Source organism: Chromobacterium fluminis (assembly GCF_011602385.1).
Taxonomy (GTDB): domain Bacteria; phylum Pseudomonadota; class Gammaproteobacteria; order Burkholderiales; family Chromobacteriaceae; genus Chromobacterium; species Chromobacterium fluminis.
Window position 1 is genome coordinate 32,455 of sequence record NZ_JAAOMA010000019.1, and the last position, 13,293, is coordinate 45,747.

A 13,293-nucleotide genomic window follows, 5' to 3' on the forward strand; every position below is an offset into this window, starting at 1 on the left:
CAAGCGGTATATGAGCATTTCAAAGCCGTACTCACCGTGTCACGCTTCACGACGTGCAGCAGATCGTAAACAGGTTCTTAGTTGAGGTAATCGAATTCCACTTCACCCAGGCCCAGGGTCAGGTCGGCAATGATATGGCGCGCTTCCACCACTTCCAGCACCGGTAGCTCCGCTACCGGCGCCAGCGCGTGCGGGAACAGCGCCAGCGCCGCAGGCCCGCTCCAGGCGCCGTGCACGGTCACGTCCTTCAAATAGAAGCGCACCAGCTCGCAGATACGGGCGCTGCCGTCCACGTGAGGGATGATCTTCAAGAGGAAGTTGGGGGTGTTGACCATGGAGCGTTGCAGCGCGCTGGCGTCCAGCGTCTGGTGCTTATAGCCCATGGTGGCGGTAGCGACCCGAACCGGGCCGTAATCTAGTTCGCCCACCAGGGTGTCGGTGCGCACTTGCAGCCGCGGGCAGGCCAGTTTCTTGGGAAAGCCCCACAGCTCGCGGCCGCCGGCGATGGGAGGGTGATCGTTCAGATACATCGCGTGGGTGTAGTTGCCGGCCACGCCGCCCAGCAGCACGGGGATCACCTGGCCGCTTTCGGTGTAGTCGCCGAAGCCGGTGGAGTCCGGCATGCGGATGAATTCGAAATTCACCAGATCCGAGGCCGGCTGCAGCGGCTCCGGCACCACCTCGCGCAGTTTGGCCGGATCGGTGCGGTAGGTGATGATGAAGAATTCGCGGTTGGTGAAGCGGTAGGGGCCGCGGGGGAAGGCGGGGTTGGTCAGCGGCATGGCGAAGGCCTGCTCGCGGATGGCGTCGATGTTCATACGTGCTGCGCTCCCTGGATGGCAAAAGGTCGTGCCCGGAGGGGAGCGCGGCCGTTGCTGCGAAAGGAGCCCGCCGGTAAAACACGGCGCGGCGGGCAGGCGTGCATCTGGCGTCGATGGTACAGCGAAAGAGCCCGCTAGCGGTAGCTTGGTTCCCTGTCACCTGTTCCTTGGGATGGATGAGCGCGGGCGGCCTAGCTAAGAACCTGTTCAGGTCCCCCTGCGCGTCGCGAGGCGCGACATGGCGAGCGCGGCTTTTTCAGCCGCAACGCCCGGCCTTGCTCGCTAGACTTTGAACAAGCTCGATAGAGCCGCCGTGCTATGCTGTCGCGGTTGCGGCGAATGAAGCCGCGGCCCGCCACCGTGCCGGCGGAATCGGCACCTGTGTTTTGGATATACCGTATGAGCAAAAGCATCATTTCCGACATGGATGGAGTGATCTATCGGGGCAAGCAACTGATTCCGGGCGCGCGCGATTTCGTTAACCGCCTGACGCAGGGCGGCACGCCTTTTCTGTTTCTGACCAATAACGCGGAGCAGACGCCGCTGGACCTGAGGCTGAAGCTGGAGGGCCTGGGCATCAACGGGGTGACGGAAGACAACTTCATCACCAGCGCGATGGCTACGGCGATGTTCCTGCGCAGCCAGACGCGCAAAGCGATGCCCACCGCCTACGTGGTGGGGGGGGCCGGCTTGATCAATGAGTTGTATAACGTGGGTTTTTCCATTTCCGAATCTCGCCCGGATTACGTGGTGGTGGCCAAGTCCCAGACCTTTAGTTTCGAGCAGATCAAGAAGGCGGTTCGCTTCATCGACCAGGGCGCCAAATTCATCGGCACCAACCCGGACATGATCGACCCGATAGAGGGCGGCGGCTACGAGCCGGCCGCCGGCACGCTGCTGGCCGCCATCGAGGCAGCCACCGGCAAGAAGCCCTATATCGTGGGCAAGCCCAATTCGTTGATGATGATGCTGGCCACCCGAAAGCTGGGCGTGCATCCGGAAGAGGCGGTGATGATAGGCGACCGCATGGATACCGACATCGTCGGCGGCATAGAGGCCGGCATGGGCACCGCGCTGGTGTTGTCCGGGGTGTCGTCTCGCGAGTCCATGGAGCAGTTCCCCTATCAGCCGGACTATGTGTTCGAGAGTGTGGCGGAGATTGATCCGCACGCCTTGTAAAGGATTGCCGGCCAGGTAGGCCGCGGGCGAAAACAGGGCCGTTCCAGCAGGAACGGCCCTATTGTTTGAGCACGCCGTTGGGCTCGGCGCCGAGGGCGCTTAGCGTGGCTCGGCCTGCGCTTGGGCGGCGGCTTCCCGCAGCTTGTCTTTCTTGCTCTTGCGTTTACCCTTGACGCCGCCGTTGTCGGTCGACGCGTTCGGAGCCGCGGCCGGGCTGGCGGCGATGGGCTCGAAGCCGGCGATCCGTTCGCGCGGCAGCCGCAGTCCTTGGCGTTTTTCTATCAATTGGAAATGCGCGGCGCAGTCGGTGCTGACGAAGCTGACGGCTTCGCCGCTGGCGCCGGCGCGGCCGGTGCGGCCGATGCGGTGAGTGTAGTCCACCGGCGAGCGCGGCAGATCGTAGTTCACCACCACCGGCAGGCGGGCGATGTCGATGCCGCGCGCGGCCACATCGGTGGCCACCAGCACTTGCAGACGGCCGGATTTGAGGTCGGCCAGCACCTGGCCGCGTTGTCCCTGGCTGCAATCGCCGTGTAGCGCGGCGGCGCGGACGCCGGCGGCCTGCAGCTTGCCGGCCACTCGGTCGGCGCTGTGGCGGCTGGCCACGAAGACTAGAGCCCGCTCCCAGCCATGGATTTGCAGCAGATGGCGCAGCAGCATGGTGCGCCGGCCGGCGTCCACTTCGATGGCGCGCTGGCGGATGTCCGGCGCGGCGGCGTCCTCGGGCGCGATGTCGATGCGCTGCGGCTGGTTCAGCAGTCGTTCCGCCAGCGTACGCACGGAGGGAGGGAACGTGGCGGAGAACAGCAGGTTCTGCCGGTAGGGAGGCAGCTGCGCCAGCAAGCTGGCCAGTTCGTCGGCAAAGCCGAGGTCGAGGAGGCGATCGGCCTCGTCCAGCACCAGAGTGTCGACGGAGGAAAGCCGCAGCGCATTGTGCGCCAGCAGGTCCAGCAACCGGCCGGGCGTGGCCGCCACGATGTCGGCGCCGCCGCGCAGGGCCATCATCTGGGGATTGATGGAAACGCCGCCAAAGACCACGGCGATCTTGGGCCGGCGCGGCAGGCCTTGGGACAGTTGGCGCAGGGCATCGCCCACTTGCGCCGCCAGCTCCCGCGTAGGGAGCAGGATCAGCGTTTGCGCCTGGCGCGGCGCGGCTTGGCGGCCCGCCAGCCATTGCTGCAACAGCGGAAGGCAGTAGGCCGCGGTTTTGCCGGAACCGGTTTGCGCGGTGGCCAGCACGTCGTGGCCTTGCAGAATGGCGGGGACGGCGGCGAGCTGAACGGCGGTGGGGGCCGGATAGCCTTGATCGCTTGCGGCCTGGGCCAGGGCGGGCGACAGGCCCAGTGAGGTGAATGACATGGGGGGCGTTGACGGCGATGGTGCTTGAAGCGGCAGGAGTATCGGCGCTGTCCGCGGCCGGGTCAAGCGGGGCGTGGCGTCGCCGCAACGCGCGTTGCGCAGCGGGAAGTTCCGTTTGCGAGTACTATCTGGGCTCGCTATCAAGTTAAAGTCATACGCACATGCAAACAGAAGTCAAAGAGAAACCCCGCTACGCCCTAGTGGCCTCGGTCCAGTTGCCCGATGTCAGCGATGTCGAGTTCGAGGCCTCGCTCACCGAGCTGAGCGAACTGGCCAAGACCCTGGGCTTCCAAGTGGTGCGGACCTTTGTGCAAAAGCGTAACAGCTTCGACCGCACCGCCTATATGGGGGTGGGCAAGCTCGAGGAAATCAGCCAGTTCGTCAACCGCGGTCTTCGCAACGACGAGCTGGAAGACGCGCCGCCGGCGCTGGACGCCGACACCGTGGAGATCGATGCCTTGCTGGTGGACCACGAAATTTCGCCGTCGCAGGCGCGCAATCTGGAGTTGGCCGTCGGTTGCGAGGTGATGGATCGCACCATGGTCATCCTGGAGATCTTCCACCGCAACGCCCGCTCGCGCGCGGCGCGCGCCCAAGTGGAAATCGCCCGTCTCGGTTATATGGCGCCGCGCTTGCGCGAGGCGGCCAAGCTGGCCGGGCCGCAAGGCCGGCAGCGCAGCGGCATGGGCGGGCGCGGCGCCGGCGAATCGCATACCGAGCTGGACCGGCGCAAGGTGCGCGACCGCATCGCCGAACTGCAACGCGAAATCGTCGCGATGGAACTGGAGCGCAAGACTCAGCGCGCGCGCCGGCTGGAGCGTCAGGGCCAAGGCCTGGGCGGGGTGTCGCTGGTGGGTTACACCAACGCCGGCAAGTCCACGCTGATGCGCGCCTTGACCGGCAGCGAAGTGCTGGTGGCCAATAAATTGTTCGCCACCCTGGACACCACGGTGCGCGCCATCTACCCGGAAAGCGTGCCGCGGGTGCTGGTCAGCGATACCGTGGGCTTCATCAAGAATCTGCCTCACGGCCTGGTGGCCTCCTTCAAGTCCACGCTAGAAGAAGCGCTGGATGCGGCCTTGCTGTTGCATGTGATCGACGCCAGCGATCCGGGTTTCCAGCGTCAGCTGGAGGTCACGGACGAGGTGCTGGGGGAAATCGGCGCCGACGAGGTGCCGCGCATCCGGGTGTTCAACAAGATCGACCATGTCGGCGACGAGGCGGCGCAGGCCGCCTGGACGGACGAACTGCGGCAGCGCTACCCGGACTGCGTGGTGATGAGCGCGCGTCGCCCCGAGGAAGTAGCCGAGTTGCGCGCCCTCATCGTCGCCTTCTTCCAGCGCGATCTGGAGGAGGGCGAGCTGCTGTTGCCGTGGTCGGCGCAGCAGTTGCGCGGCGAGATCTACAGTCACTGCCAAGTGCTGGAAGAGCGCGCGGACGAAGAGGGCAGCTGGTTCCGCGTTCGCGGCGAGCCGGAGAAACTGCGCAGCCTGCGAGAGCAACTGAACCCCGGCTCGCAGGGGCGAGAGAAGGAACACTGGGAAGTCTGAACCTGTTCAAAGTCTGCCGCGTTTCGTGAGAGCCTGTTTACGATCTGCTGCGCGCCGGCGATACGGCGTTGAAAACAATTTCGAAATGCTCAGTACCGTGTGCACACTCCGCTTTCTCAGCGGTTTTCGCCTCGTTTTGCTCTAGCTCGCGACACTTTGAGCAGGCTTTGAGAGTCGATGGCTCAGTTGTGGCGGCGCGGGGGCGTTCGTCTGCTTTCGGAGGACGCCCCCGTCGCCCGGCGTTTCGCGGATAGAGCGCATCTGTATAATCCCTCCCGTGCCTTCGGCCTTTGTCCGCCGGCACGGTTAATTCATGGCATTCCGCCGGGACGCAAGTGGTCGCCGGGCTGCTGTTTTCTTGCTTCCTAAAAATTCTGCAACACTGCTATTCCCAATGATCATTCTGAAAAACGTGGCTTTGCGTCGCGGCACTAAAGTCTTGCTGGACGGCGCGACAGTCAATATCAACCCCGGTGAGAAGGTTGGCCTGGTAGGACGCAACGGCGCGGGCAAGTCCTCGCTGTTCGCGGTCTTGAACGGCAGCCTGCACGAAGACGGCGGCGATTTCTCCATTCCCAGCCAGTGGCGCATGGCGCAAGTGGCGCAGGACATGCCGGAAACCTCCCAGACCGCCACCGAGTTCGTGGTGGAGGGCGATACCGCCTTGCTGGCGGCGCGGCGCGAAGTGGCCGAGGCCGAGGCAGGCGAGGATTACATGCGCATGGCGCACGCCTACACCGCGCTGAACGACGCCGGCGAGCATGACGCCCCGGCGCGGGCGCAGGCGCTGATCCTGGGCCTGGGCTTTAGCGTGGCCGAGCTGCAGCAACCGGTGAACAGTTTCTCCGGCGGCTGGCGCATGCGTCTGCAACTGGCGCGGGCGCTGATGTGCCCGTCCGATCTCTTGCTGCTGGACGAACCGACCAACCACTTGGACTTGGACGCTCTAGTCTGGCTTGAAGCCTGGCTCAAACAGTACGCCGGCACCATGGTGGTGATCAGCCATGACCGCGAATTCCTGGACGCGGTGACCAATGTCACTCTGCACATCGACCACGGCAAGCTGGTGCGTTACGGCGGCAACTACAGCAAGTTCGAGGACATGCGCGCCGAGCAGATGATTCTGCAGCAGGCCGCGCAGGCCAAGCAGCAGGAAAAGATCGCGCACCTGCAAAAGTTCATCGATCGCTTCAAGGCCAAGGCCAGCAAGGCCAAGCAGGCGCAAAGCCGCGTCAAGGCGCTGGAGCGGATGGAGAAGATCGCGCCGGTGCTGGCCGACGCCGATTTCCAGTTCGAGTTCAAGGAACCGGGCAGTCTGCCCAACCCGATGCTGACCATGTCGCAGGCCTCGTTCGGCTATCCGGCGGAGGAAGGGGCGGCGGAAGGCGCGCCGCCCATCGTGATCGTCAACGGGGTGAACCGCTCGGTGCTGGCTGGCCAGCGCATCGGCATCCTGGGCGCCAACGGCCAAGGCAAATCCACACTGGTGAAAACGGTGGCCGAGGCGCTGACGGCCACCGGCGGCGAGATCATCCGCGGCAAAGGTTTGAACATCGGCTACTTCTCACAGCAGGAGCTGGACGTGCTGCGGCCGGAAGACGATCCGTTGCAGCATATGCTGCGATTGGCGCGCGAGACGCCAGCGCAGCTGCGTCCGCCGGCCAATGATTGCCGCGAACAGGGCCTGCGTAATTTCCTCGGCACCTTCAATTTCAGCGGCGACATGGTCAAGCAGGCAGTGGGCAGCATGAGCGGCGGAGAGAAGGCGCGGCTGGTGTTGTGCATGATTGTTTGGCTGCGCCCCAATCTATTGCTGCTGGATGAACCGACCAACCATCTGGACCTGGCCACGCGCGAGGCCTTGAGCGTGGCGCTGAACGAGTTCGAGGGTTCGGTGATGCTGGTCAGCCACGACCGCGCGCTGCTGCGCGCGGTCTGCGACGAGTTCTGGCTGGTGTCGCGCGGCGGCGTCAGCGATTTTGACGGTGATCTGGACGATTACCAGGTCTACCTGTTGGAAGAAGCCAAGCGCCGACGCGAAGAGGCCGCCGGCAAGCGCTGAGGGGCGGCGGCAGGCCCGCCCGCAGTCGGAAAAGTCATAAAAGGCAGTGTCGCCATGGATCGTGGCGGCGCTGCCTTTTTGGTTTGGGGTTCAGTTCAGCGGCAGACCTGGGCGGCCTCAAGGCTTGGGCGTGAAGCCCAGCGCCACCGAGTTGATGCAATAACGCTCGCCGCTGGGCTCGGGGCCGTCCGGAAACACATGGCCCAGGTGGGCGTCGCATTCGGAGCAGCGCACCTCGGTGCGAACCATGCCGTGCGAGGTGTCGACGATGCGTGCGATGCGCGCGCCGGCGGCTTCGGCCCAGAAGCTGGGCCAGCCGCAGCCGGGGTCGTATTTGGCGTCGCTGTGGAATAGCAGGGTGCCGCAGCAGACGCAGTGGTAATCGCCGTTTTCAGTGCGGGTATAGTGTTCGCCGCTGAACGGGTGTTCGGTGCCGGCCTGGCGGGTGACGCGGTATTGTTCCGGCGTCAGTTGTCTTTGCCATTCCTGATCGGTTTTTTGCAGGGTCATGGTGTGCTCCTTTGCGGATGGTTTAAGCCTATTTTAGGGCTGGGCGCGGCTGCGGTACATCCGGCCTTAATGTTTTGCTTGCCTGCGGCGCGGGTGGCGAGGGCGGTGACGGGCTCCTGTCCTGCCCTTTAGTCGTGCCGGCGCCCCGTGGATGACAGCAATCGCATGGAGAGGGCGGGAGAGCATGTCCTAACTATTTTATTAATATATTAATTTAATGATAAACGCTTCCGAATAGCGCCTCTGTTTTCAAGCGTTATGCGATTTTTCGTCTTTCTTCCAGGACGGTGTACTATATTTGATACAAAAATCATTATCTGTTGTAAATTTTTGTTGTTTTTATTGGGGCGGGCCATCAGAGTGGCGGCAGTGTCCGGCGCCGGCCGATCCGGCCGTGAGAAAGAATCGTGAGGGCATCTTGGCATGCCGTGACGTGTGTGGATCAAGCGATTTATAAGCGCCTGTCCAAAGCCCTGCGAGCAAGACGAGGCAAGGTCTTGCGGCTGAAGACGAGGAATAAACAGGCGCTGGAGGGGCACTCTGAAGACGGATTCGCCGTGTTGCGCCTCAGGGGCGCAGCGGACTTTGAACAGGCTATTAAGGGGACTTCATGTTGAAGCTTGGAAACGGATTGATGACGCTGGCGAGCGGTGTTCTCGGCTTGTCATGGCTGCTGTGTCCTGAAGTGAGCGCGGCGGCCGCCACCGGCATCGTGGCGGTGAATAGCGGGCAGTGCTTGAATGTCGGGGGTGGTTCGACCCAGTCCGGGGCCGGCATCATTCAATGGCCCTGCTCGGCGGGAAGCAATGAGCAATGGACGTTTGTGCCCTTGGCAAACGGTTTCTATCACATCGTCTCGCAGAAATCGCAGATGTGCCTGAATGTGCCGGCTTCAAGCCGCAATCAGGGCGTCCAGCTGATTCAATGGCCATGTCAAGGCGTTGCGGTGGCCAATGACCAGTGGAAAATCCAGCCGGTGGATGTCGGTACTTACCATATCGTGTCCGCATCCAGCGGCCAGTGCGTGAACATCTTCTCCGGCGTTGCGACGCAGGGAACCAAGGTGGTGCAATGGCCTTGCCAGGGCAAGGCGCAGGTGAACGACCAGTTCATGTTCGATTATCCCGGCGCCAAAAGCACGGCGCTCCCTTCGGCCTGGAGTGGTGTGATTCCTCTGCCGGTCACCCCGGTGGGCGTCGCCAATCTGCCGGACAACAAGTTGATGATGTGGTCCGCGGATTTTCCCGACGCCTTCAGCGGGGACAGCGGCAATGGCAATAGCAAGACCTATACCGCGCTGTTCGACGCGGCGAAGAACACTCCGCTGCCGTTGACGGTGGTGACCACCGGCGCGAACCTGTTCTGCCCCGGCACGTCGATGTTGCCCAACGGCAATCTATTGATCAACGGCGGTTCCAGCAGCCCTAAAACACAGATATACGATTGGGCGGCCAAGCGTTGGAGCGCCAGCGGCAATATGAACATCCCGCGGGGCTATGAGGCGAATACTGTGTTGTCGGATGGCCGGGTGCTGACTTTGGGCGGTTCCTGGAGCGGCGGCTATAACAGCAAGAGCCGGCCCAATCGCAGCGGGGAGGTATGGGACAGCGGCCATTGGAAAGTGCTTGCCGGCGTGCCGGAAAACAATGTGATTGGTCCCGATCCGCAGGACGCCAATGGCAGCGTGTACCGCGGCGACAACCATTTATGGCTGTTCGCCAGCAGCGGCGGGACGGTGTTCCATGCCGGCCCCAGCGCTCAGATGAATTGGATAGGCACCAGCGGACCCGGCAGCATCGTCTCGGCGGGGACGCGCGGCAATGATCCTTACAGCATCAACGGCAATGCGGTGATGTTTGACGCCGGCCTGATTCTGAAGCTGGGCGGCGCGCCGGCTTATCAGCAGAACACGGGCACCACCTATGCGAGCAACTCGGCCCATCTGATCGATATCCGCGGCGGACCCAAGGCCCAGGTGAAGGTGAAGTCGCTGCCCGGAATGAGCTATCGCCGAGCATTCGCCAATGCGGTGGCCTTGCCCGACGGCGACGTGGTGGTGGTGGGCGGACAGACGATACCGCAGCCGTTCACGGATTCCTATGCGGTGCTGACGCCGGAGCTGTGGAGTTCGGCGAAACAGGTGTTCCAGCCCTTGAAGCCCATGCAGGTGCCGCGGACCTACCATAGCACGGCGATCCTGTTGCAGGATGGGCGAGTGTTTGTCGGCGGCGGCGGCTTGTGCGGCGCCGGCTGCCCGCAAAATCACTTGAACGCGGAGATCCTGAGCCCTCCTTATTTGTTGAACGCGGACGGCAGCCCGGCGGCTCGGCCGGTGATTAGCGCCGCGCCGACGCAGGCGCGGCCGGGGAGCGTGATCGAAGTGAAAACGCAGCAGGCGGCGAGCCAGTTCGCCTTGATGAGGCTGTCCGCGGTGACGCATTCGGTCAACAACGATCAGCGTCGGATCGCTTTGTCGGTGTCGCAGCTTGCGCCAATGTCTGGGGAAATGCGCTATTCCCTGCAGATTCCGGCGGATAGCGGCATGGTTTTGCCGGGCTACTACATGTTGTTCGCGATGAGTCCGCAAGGGGTGCCCAGTGTCGCTCGCATCATCGCCATCAATTAAACGCGGCTTGGGCGGGCTCGTCTGCGGGCTTGCCCTGTGGGGGACGTCGTGCGCGGCCGGCGGCGAAGAGGCTGTGGACGGCGGCCGGCTGTTCTACGGCCAGACCGCCTTGGTCGGCCAGCTGTATGTCCATAACCGCCCCTTGGACAGCGAGTACGCGCGTTGCTCCAACTGCCATCGCTTGCAGGATCAGGCGCGGGCGGATGGCCGGTTTGCGCCGGATTTGGGCGCGCGCTTCTTGACGGAGGCCAGCGCCAGGCGCGGGGGGCCGGAGCGGGCGTATACCGAACAGAGCTTTTGCGAGATGTTGCGTAGCGGGAAAGACCCGACCGATATCCTGATCGGCACGGATATGCCGCGCTACCGGCTGAGCGCGGCGGAATGCCGGGCTTTATGGCTTTTTCTACAGGGGCATTAGCATGCAAGGCAAGGGCGGCGCGCCGTTGAATCCGGGACGGCGGAGGTTTGCGATGGGCTTGGCGGGCCTGGCGCCTTTATGGCTGGCGGGGCCGGCCGCATTGGCCAAAACCGCGTGGGCCGGAAATCTGGCCCTGGCGCATGGAGAGATTTCTCCGCCGTTGCCGCTGCCGGACTTCATGCTGAATGACAGCGATGGTCAACGGCGCAGCTTTCACGCCATGTTGCAGCGGCGCGTGACGGCGGTTCAGCTGATTTTCACCGCCTGCTCCAATGTCTGTCCGATCCAGGGCGCGACGTTTCGGCAAGTGCAGGATTTGCTGCCGGAATCAAAGCGGGCGCGGATACAGTTATTGTCGTTGAGTCTTGACCCATTGAACGATACGCCCGAGCAGTTGCGGCGGTGGCTGGCCCGGTTTCTGCCTAAACCAGGCTGGCGGGCGGCCCGCCCCGAGCTGGCCGATCTGGATCTGATGCTGGCCACGCTCAATCAGCGTCGGACGGATTTGAGCGCGCACCACACGGAGGTCTTGCTGGTGGATTCGAAGAGCCGCTTGGTGTGGCGCTCAACGGAGTTGCCGTCGGCGGAAACCATCGCGCGCACTCTGCTGGCCTTGGCTTAGTTGGCGGCCGGCCGCGCCCCGCTTGGGGGCGCGGCCGTCTTGCTATTGAATTTCGTCCAGCGCGGCGGCCAGGTGGGATTCGTCGGCCCATTGTTCAAGCCGCCATTGCCCGTCGCTATAGCTCAGCCAGTTCAAGGCCGCATTGGGGATGGGGAAGTCGCGGGCTTCGGACATCGGCTTGCCGGTGGCCAGCCGGTACATCATTTCCAGCACGCCGCCGTGGGTGACCACCAGCAGGGTCTGGCCCAGATGGCGGCGGGCGATGCCGGTGAAGCCGTCGCGGATGCGGCCCATGAAGGCGTTGAGGCTTTCCCCTCCCTTGAGGTCGTAGTCCGGGTCGCGGGATTTGAGTTGCAGATAGTCGTCGCGGATGCTGTGTTCCGCCTCGGCGTAGGTCAGGCCCTGAAACACGCCCATATGGCGCTCGCGCAATTCGGCGCTGAAGGTAGGCGTCAGATTCAATCGCGTTTGCAGCGGCGCGGCGGTCTGGCGGGTGCGGGTCAGGTCGCTGACGTAGAGCGCGTCGAAGGCGTAGCGTCCCGGCCATAGCGCGCGGCTGAGGCTTGTCGCCTGTTCCTGGCCGGTGGGGTTGAGGGGGATGTCGGTGTGACCTTGCAATCGATATTCGCGGTTCCAGTCGGTTTCGCCATGGCGGACGATGCAAAAACGGGTGGTGTGCTGCATTCCTGTCTTTCTGATTTTTTAACTGCCGAATTGCGGCGGGGCGAAGTTATAGAATGCCCACGCCGGAAATGTCGCGGGCCAGGTTGGCGGCGTAGTTGTCGGTCATGCCGCCGACAAAGTCCAATACTTTCATATAAGCCTGATACAGGCTGTCGTCACTGCGGATATGCTGTTCCAGCAGGCCCATGGCCAGGTGCTCGCGCGGGCTCAGGCGTTCGGCGCCCTTGCGGACGTAGGCGTGGGCGGCGGGGATCAGCGCGTCCAGAATGACCGCCATGCACGGGTAGGAGGCCAGTTCGGTCACCAGCTTGGTTCGGTGGCGGTAGACCCGGGTGCTGGCCAGCTCCTTGGCGTGGATCAACGCGTCCTGTACCTGGGCGCCGCATAGATTGATCAGGTCCTTGGCCGGGAATTCGCCGCGCAGCAGGCTGTCGTGGTGCAGCATGAATTTCTCGGCCACTTCGCTGACGCAGCGGCCGATGGCGATGCCGCGCAGGGTGCCGCATTTCTGACGCACGTCCTGCATGTCCCAGATGCGTTCGTATTCGGTGAAGCCGGAGAACAGGGTTTCGAATTCCTTGAAGTCCAGAATGCCGATCTCCACCGCGTCTTCCAGGTCCAGAATGGCGTAGCAGATATCGTCGGCGGCCTCCATCAGGTAGGACAGCGGGTGGCGGCTCCATTGCTGGATGCCCTTGGGCAGCAGGCCCAGCTCCGAGGCCACGCGCTGGAAATAGGGCAGTTCGGTGCGATAGATGTTGAATTTGTCGCGCGCCTGGGCGGCTTCGGCGTCCGATGTCCACGGGTATTTGATCAGTGCGCCCAGGGCGGCGGCGGTCAGGCGCATGCCGCCTTCGCCGGTGTACATTTCCAGCGTGGCCAGCATGCGCAGGCCGTGGGCGTTGCCTTCGTAGGTCTGCACGTCGCGGATTTCCTCCGGCGCCAGACCGTGCAGCCAGTGGGCGTTGCGTTCGGCGCGGAACCAGTCGCGCAACGCGTATTCGCCGGTGTGGCCGAAGGGCGGATTGCCGATGTCGTGAGCCAGGCAGGCCACTTGCACCACGGCGCCGATGTCGTGCGGCGTGTAGTTGTCCGGCAGCAGGTGGGCGTGCTGCATCATCATGCCGACGCGGTTGCCCAGGCTGCGGCCGACGCTGGCCACCTCCACGCTGTGGGTCAGCCGGTTGTGGGTGTGGTCGTGGCGCGCCAGCGGGTGCACCTGGGTTTTGCGGCCCAGCCGGCGGAAGGCGCTGGAGAACACCACGCGGTCGTGGTCGATGTGGAAGTCGGTGCGCAAGCCCGGGCTGCCTTCTTCGGTGGCCGGGGTGCGGGTTTCCTTGACGTGGCCCTGAATGACTTTGAAGCGTTTGGTGGAGAGGAGTCGTTCCCAATTCATGCGTGCGGAGGAGGTCATGGCGTGGCCCGTGGTGCTGTTGTATTGATGATATGGGCGCGGCGGGCA

Annotated in this window: 11 protein-coding genes; 6 read left to right on the plus strand and 5 right to left on the minus strand. The window is 63.6% G+C overall.

What is annotated here, in order from left to right; all coding sequences use genetic code 11:
- Nucleotides 1-77: 77 nt before the first annotated feature.
- Complete coding sequence (locus HA052_RS14300; protein WP_081545084.1) at nucleotides 78-818, minus strand: acetoacetate decarboxylase; 741 nt, start codon at nucleotides 816-818, stop codon at nucleotides 78-80.
- Between the two features lie 402 nt (nucleotides 819-1,220).
- On the opposite strand from HA052_RS14300, the gene HA052_RS14305 reads away from it, so the two are divergent.
- Nucleotides 1,221-2,000 (plus strand): HAD-IIA family hydrolase, encoded by a 780-nt coding sequence (locus HA052_RS14305; RefSeq protein ID WP_166452393.1) that lies wholly within the window; start codon nucleotides 1,221-1,223, stop codon nucleotides 1,998-2,000.
- Between the two features lie 99 nt (nucleotides 2,001-2,099).
- Here HA052_RS14305 and HA052_RS14310 read toward each other — a convergent pair whose 3' ends face one another.
- The gene (locus tag HA052_RS14310) at nucleotides 2,100-3,359 is read right to left on the minus strand and encodes a DEAD/DEAH box helicase (RefSeq protein WP_206118909.1); all 1,260 of its coding nucleotides are present in this window, start codon (nucleotides 3,357-3,359) and stop codon (nucleotides 2,100-2,102) included.
- A gap of 161 nt (nucleotides 3,360-3,520) precedes the next feature.
- On the opposite strand from HA052_RS14310, the gene hflX reads away from it, so the two are divergent.
- Both hflX and HA052_RS14320 read left to right on the plus strand, forming a co-directional pair.
- Entirely contained in the window at nucleotides 3,521-4,909 is a 1,389-nt protein-coding gene (gene hflX / locus HA052_RS14315) for a GTPase HflX (protein WP_081545085.1), read from the plus strand.
- A gap of 394 nt (nucleotides 4,910-5,303) precedes the next feature.
- The gene (locus tag HA052_RS14320) at nucleotides 5,304-6,971 is read left to right on the plus strand and encodes an ABC-F family ATP-binding cassette domain-containing protein (RefSeq protein ID WP_081545086.1); all 1,668 of its coding nucleotides are present in this window, start codon (nucleotides 5,304-5,306) and stop codon (nucleotides 6,969-6,971) included.
- A gap of 117 nt (nucleotides 6,972-7,088) precedes the next feature.
- Here HA052_RS14320 and msrB read toward each other — a convergent pair whose 3' ends face one another.
- On the minus strand, nucleotides 7,089-7,481 hold the full coding sequence (gene msrB / locus HA052_RS14325) for a peptide-methionine (R)-S-oxide reductase MsrB (RefSeq protein WP_107799715.1): 393 nt from the start codon (nucleotides 7,479-7,481) through the stop codon (nucleotides 7,089-7,091).
- 610 nt (nucleotides 7,482-8,091) lie between these two features.
- Between msrB and HA052_RS14330 the strand changes: the two genes are divergently transcribed.
- From HA052_RS14330 to HA052_RS14340, 3 genes are read left to right on the plus strand one after another with little or no spacing between them, the layout of a single operon-like run.
- A complete protein-coding gene (locus HA052_RS14330; protein ID WP_081545088.1) occupies nucleotides 8,092-10,107 on the plus strand; it encodes an RICIN domain-containing protein in 2,016 nt (671 codons plus the stop codon).
- Between the two features lie 7 nt (nucleotides 10,108-10,114).
- Nucleotides 10,115-10,525 carry a hypothetical protein gene (locus HA052_RS14335; protein WP_166452394.1) on the plus strand — a complete coding sequence of 137 codons (411 nt, stop codon included), beginning with the start codon at nucleotides 10,115-10,117 and terminating at the stop codon, nucleotides 10,523-10,525.
- Nucleotide 10,526: 1 nt separating this feature from the next.
- The gene (locus tag HA052_RS14340; protein WP_166452395.1) at nucleotides 10,527-11,147 is read left to right on the plus strand and encodes an SCO family protein; all 621 of its coding nucleotides are present in this window, start codon (nucleotides 10,527-10,529) and stop codon (nucleotides 11,145-11,147) included.
- Between the two features lie 42 nt (nucleotides 11,148-11,189).
- On the opposite strand, the gene HA052_RS14345 is transcribed toward HA052_RS14340, so the two are convergent.
- The gene (locus tag HA052_RS14345; RefSeq protein ID WP_166452396.1) at nucleotides 11,190-11,831 is read right to left on the minus strand and encodes a histidine phosphatase family protein; all 642 of its coding nucleotides are present in this window, start codon (nucleotides 11,829-11,831) and stop codon (nucleotides 11,190-11,192) included.
- A gap of 46 nt (nucleotides 11,832-11,877) precedes the next feature.
- A complete protein-coding gene (locus tag HA052_RS14350; protein WP_240937370.1) occupies nucleotides 11,878-13,245 on the minus strand; it encodes a deoxyguanosinetriphosphate triphosphohydrolase in 1,368 nt (455 codons plus the stop codon).
- Between the last annotated feature and the right edge of the window lie 48 nt (nucleotides 13,246-13,293).

Excerpts from the sequence above, each read along its gene's own strand:
- HA052_RS14345 (WP_166452396.1), bottom strand. The coding sequence starts at position 11,831 with ATGCAGCACACCACCCGTTTTTGCATCGTCCGCCATGGCGAAACCGAC.
- HA052_RS14350 (WP_240937370.1), bottom strand. The coding sequence starts at position 13,245 with ATGACCTCCTCCGCACGCATGAATTGGGAACGACTCCTCTCCACCAAA.
- HA052_RS14300 (WP_081545084.1), bottom strand. The coding sequence starts at position 818 with ATGAACATCGACGCCATCCGCGAGCAGGCCTTCGCCATGCCGCTGACC.
- msrB (WP_107799715.1), bottom strand. The coding sequence starts at position 7,481 with ATGACCCTGCAAAAAACCGATCAGGAATGGCAAAGACAACTGACGCCG.
- HA052_RS14330 (WP_081545088.1), top strand. The coding sequence starts at position 8,092 with ATGTTGAAGCTTGGAAACGGATTGATGACGCTGGCGAGCGGTGTTCTC.
- hflX (WP_081545085.1), top strand. The coding sequence starts at position 3,521 with ATGCAAACAGAAGTCAAAGAGAAACCCCGCTACGCCCTAGTGGCCTCG.
- HA052_RS14320 (WP_081545086.1), top strand. The coding sequence starts at position 5,304 with ATGATCATTCTGAAAAACGTGGCTTTGCGTCGCGGCACTAAAGTCTTG.
- HA052_RS14340 (WP_166452395.1), top strand. The coding sequence starts at position 10,527 with ATGCAAGGCAAGGGCGGCGCGCCGTTGAATCCGGGACGGCGGAGGTTT.
- HA052_RS14310 (WP_206118909.1), bottom strand. The coding sequence starts at position 3,359 with ATGTCATTCACCTCACTGGGCCTGTCGCCCGCCCTGGCCCAGGCCGCA.
- HA052_RS14305 (WP_166452393.1), top strand. The coding sequence starts at position 1,221 with ATGAGCAAAAGCATCATTTCCGACATGGATGGAGTGATCTATCGGGGC.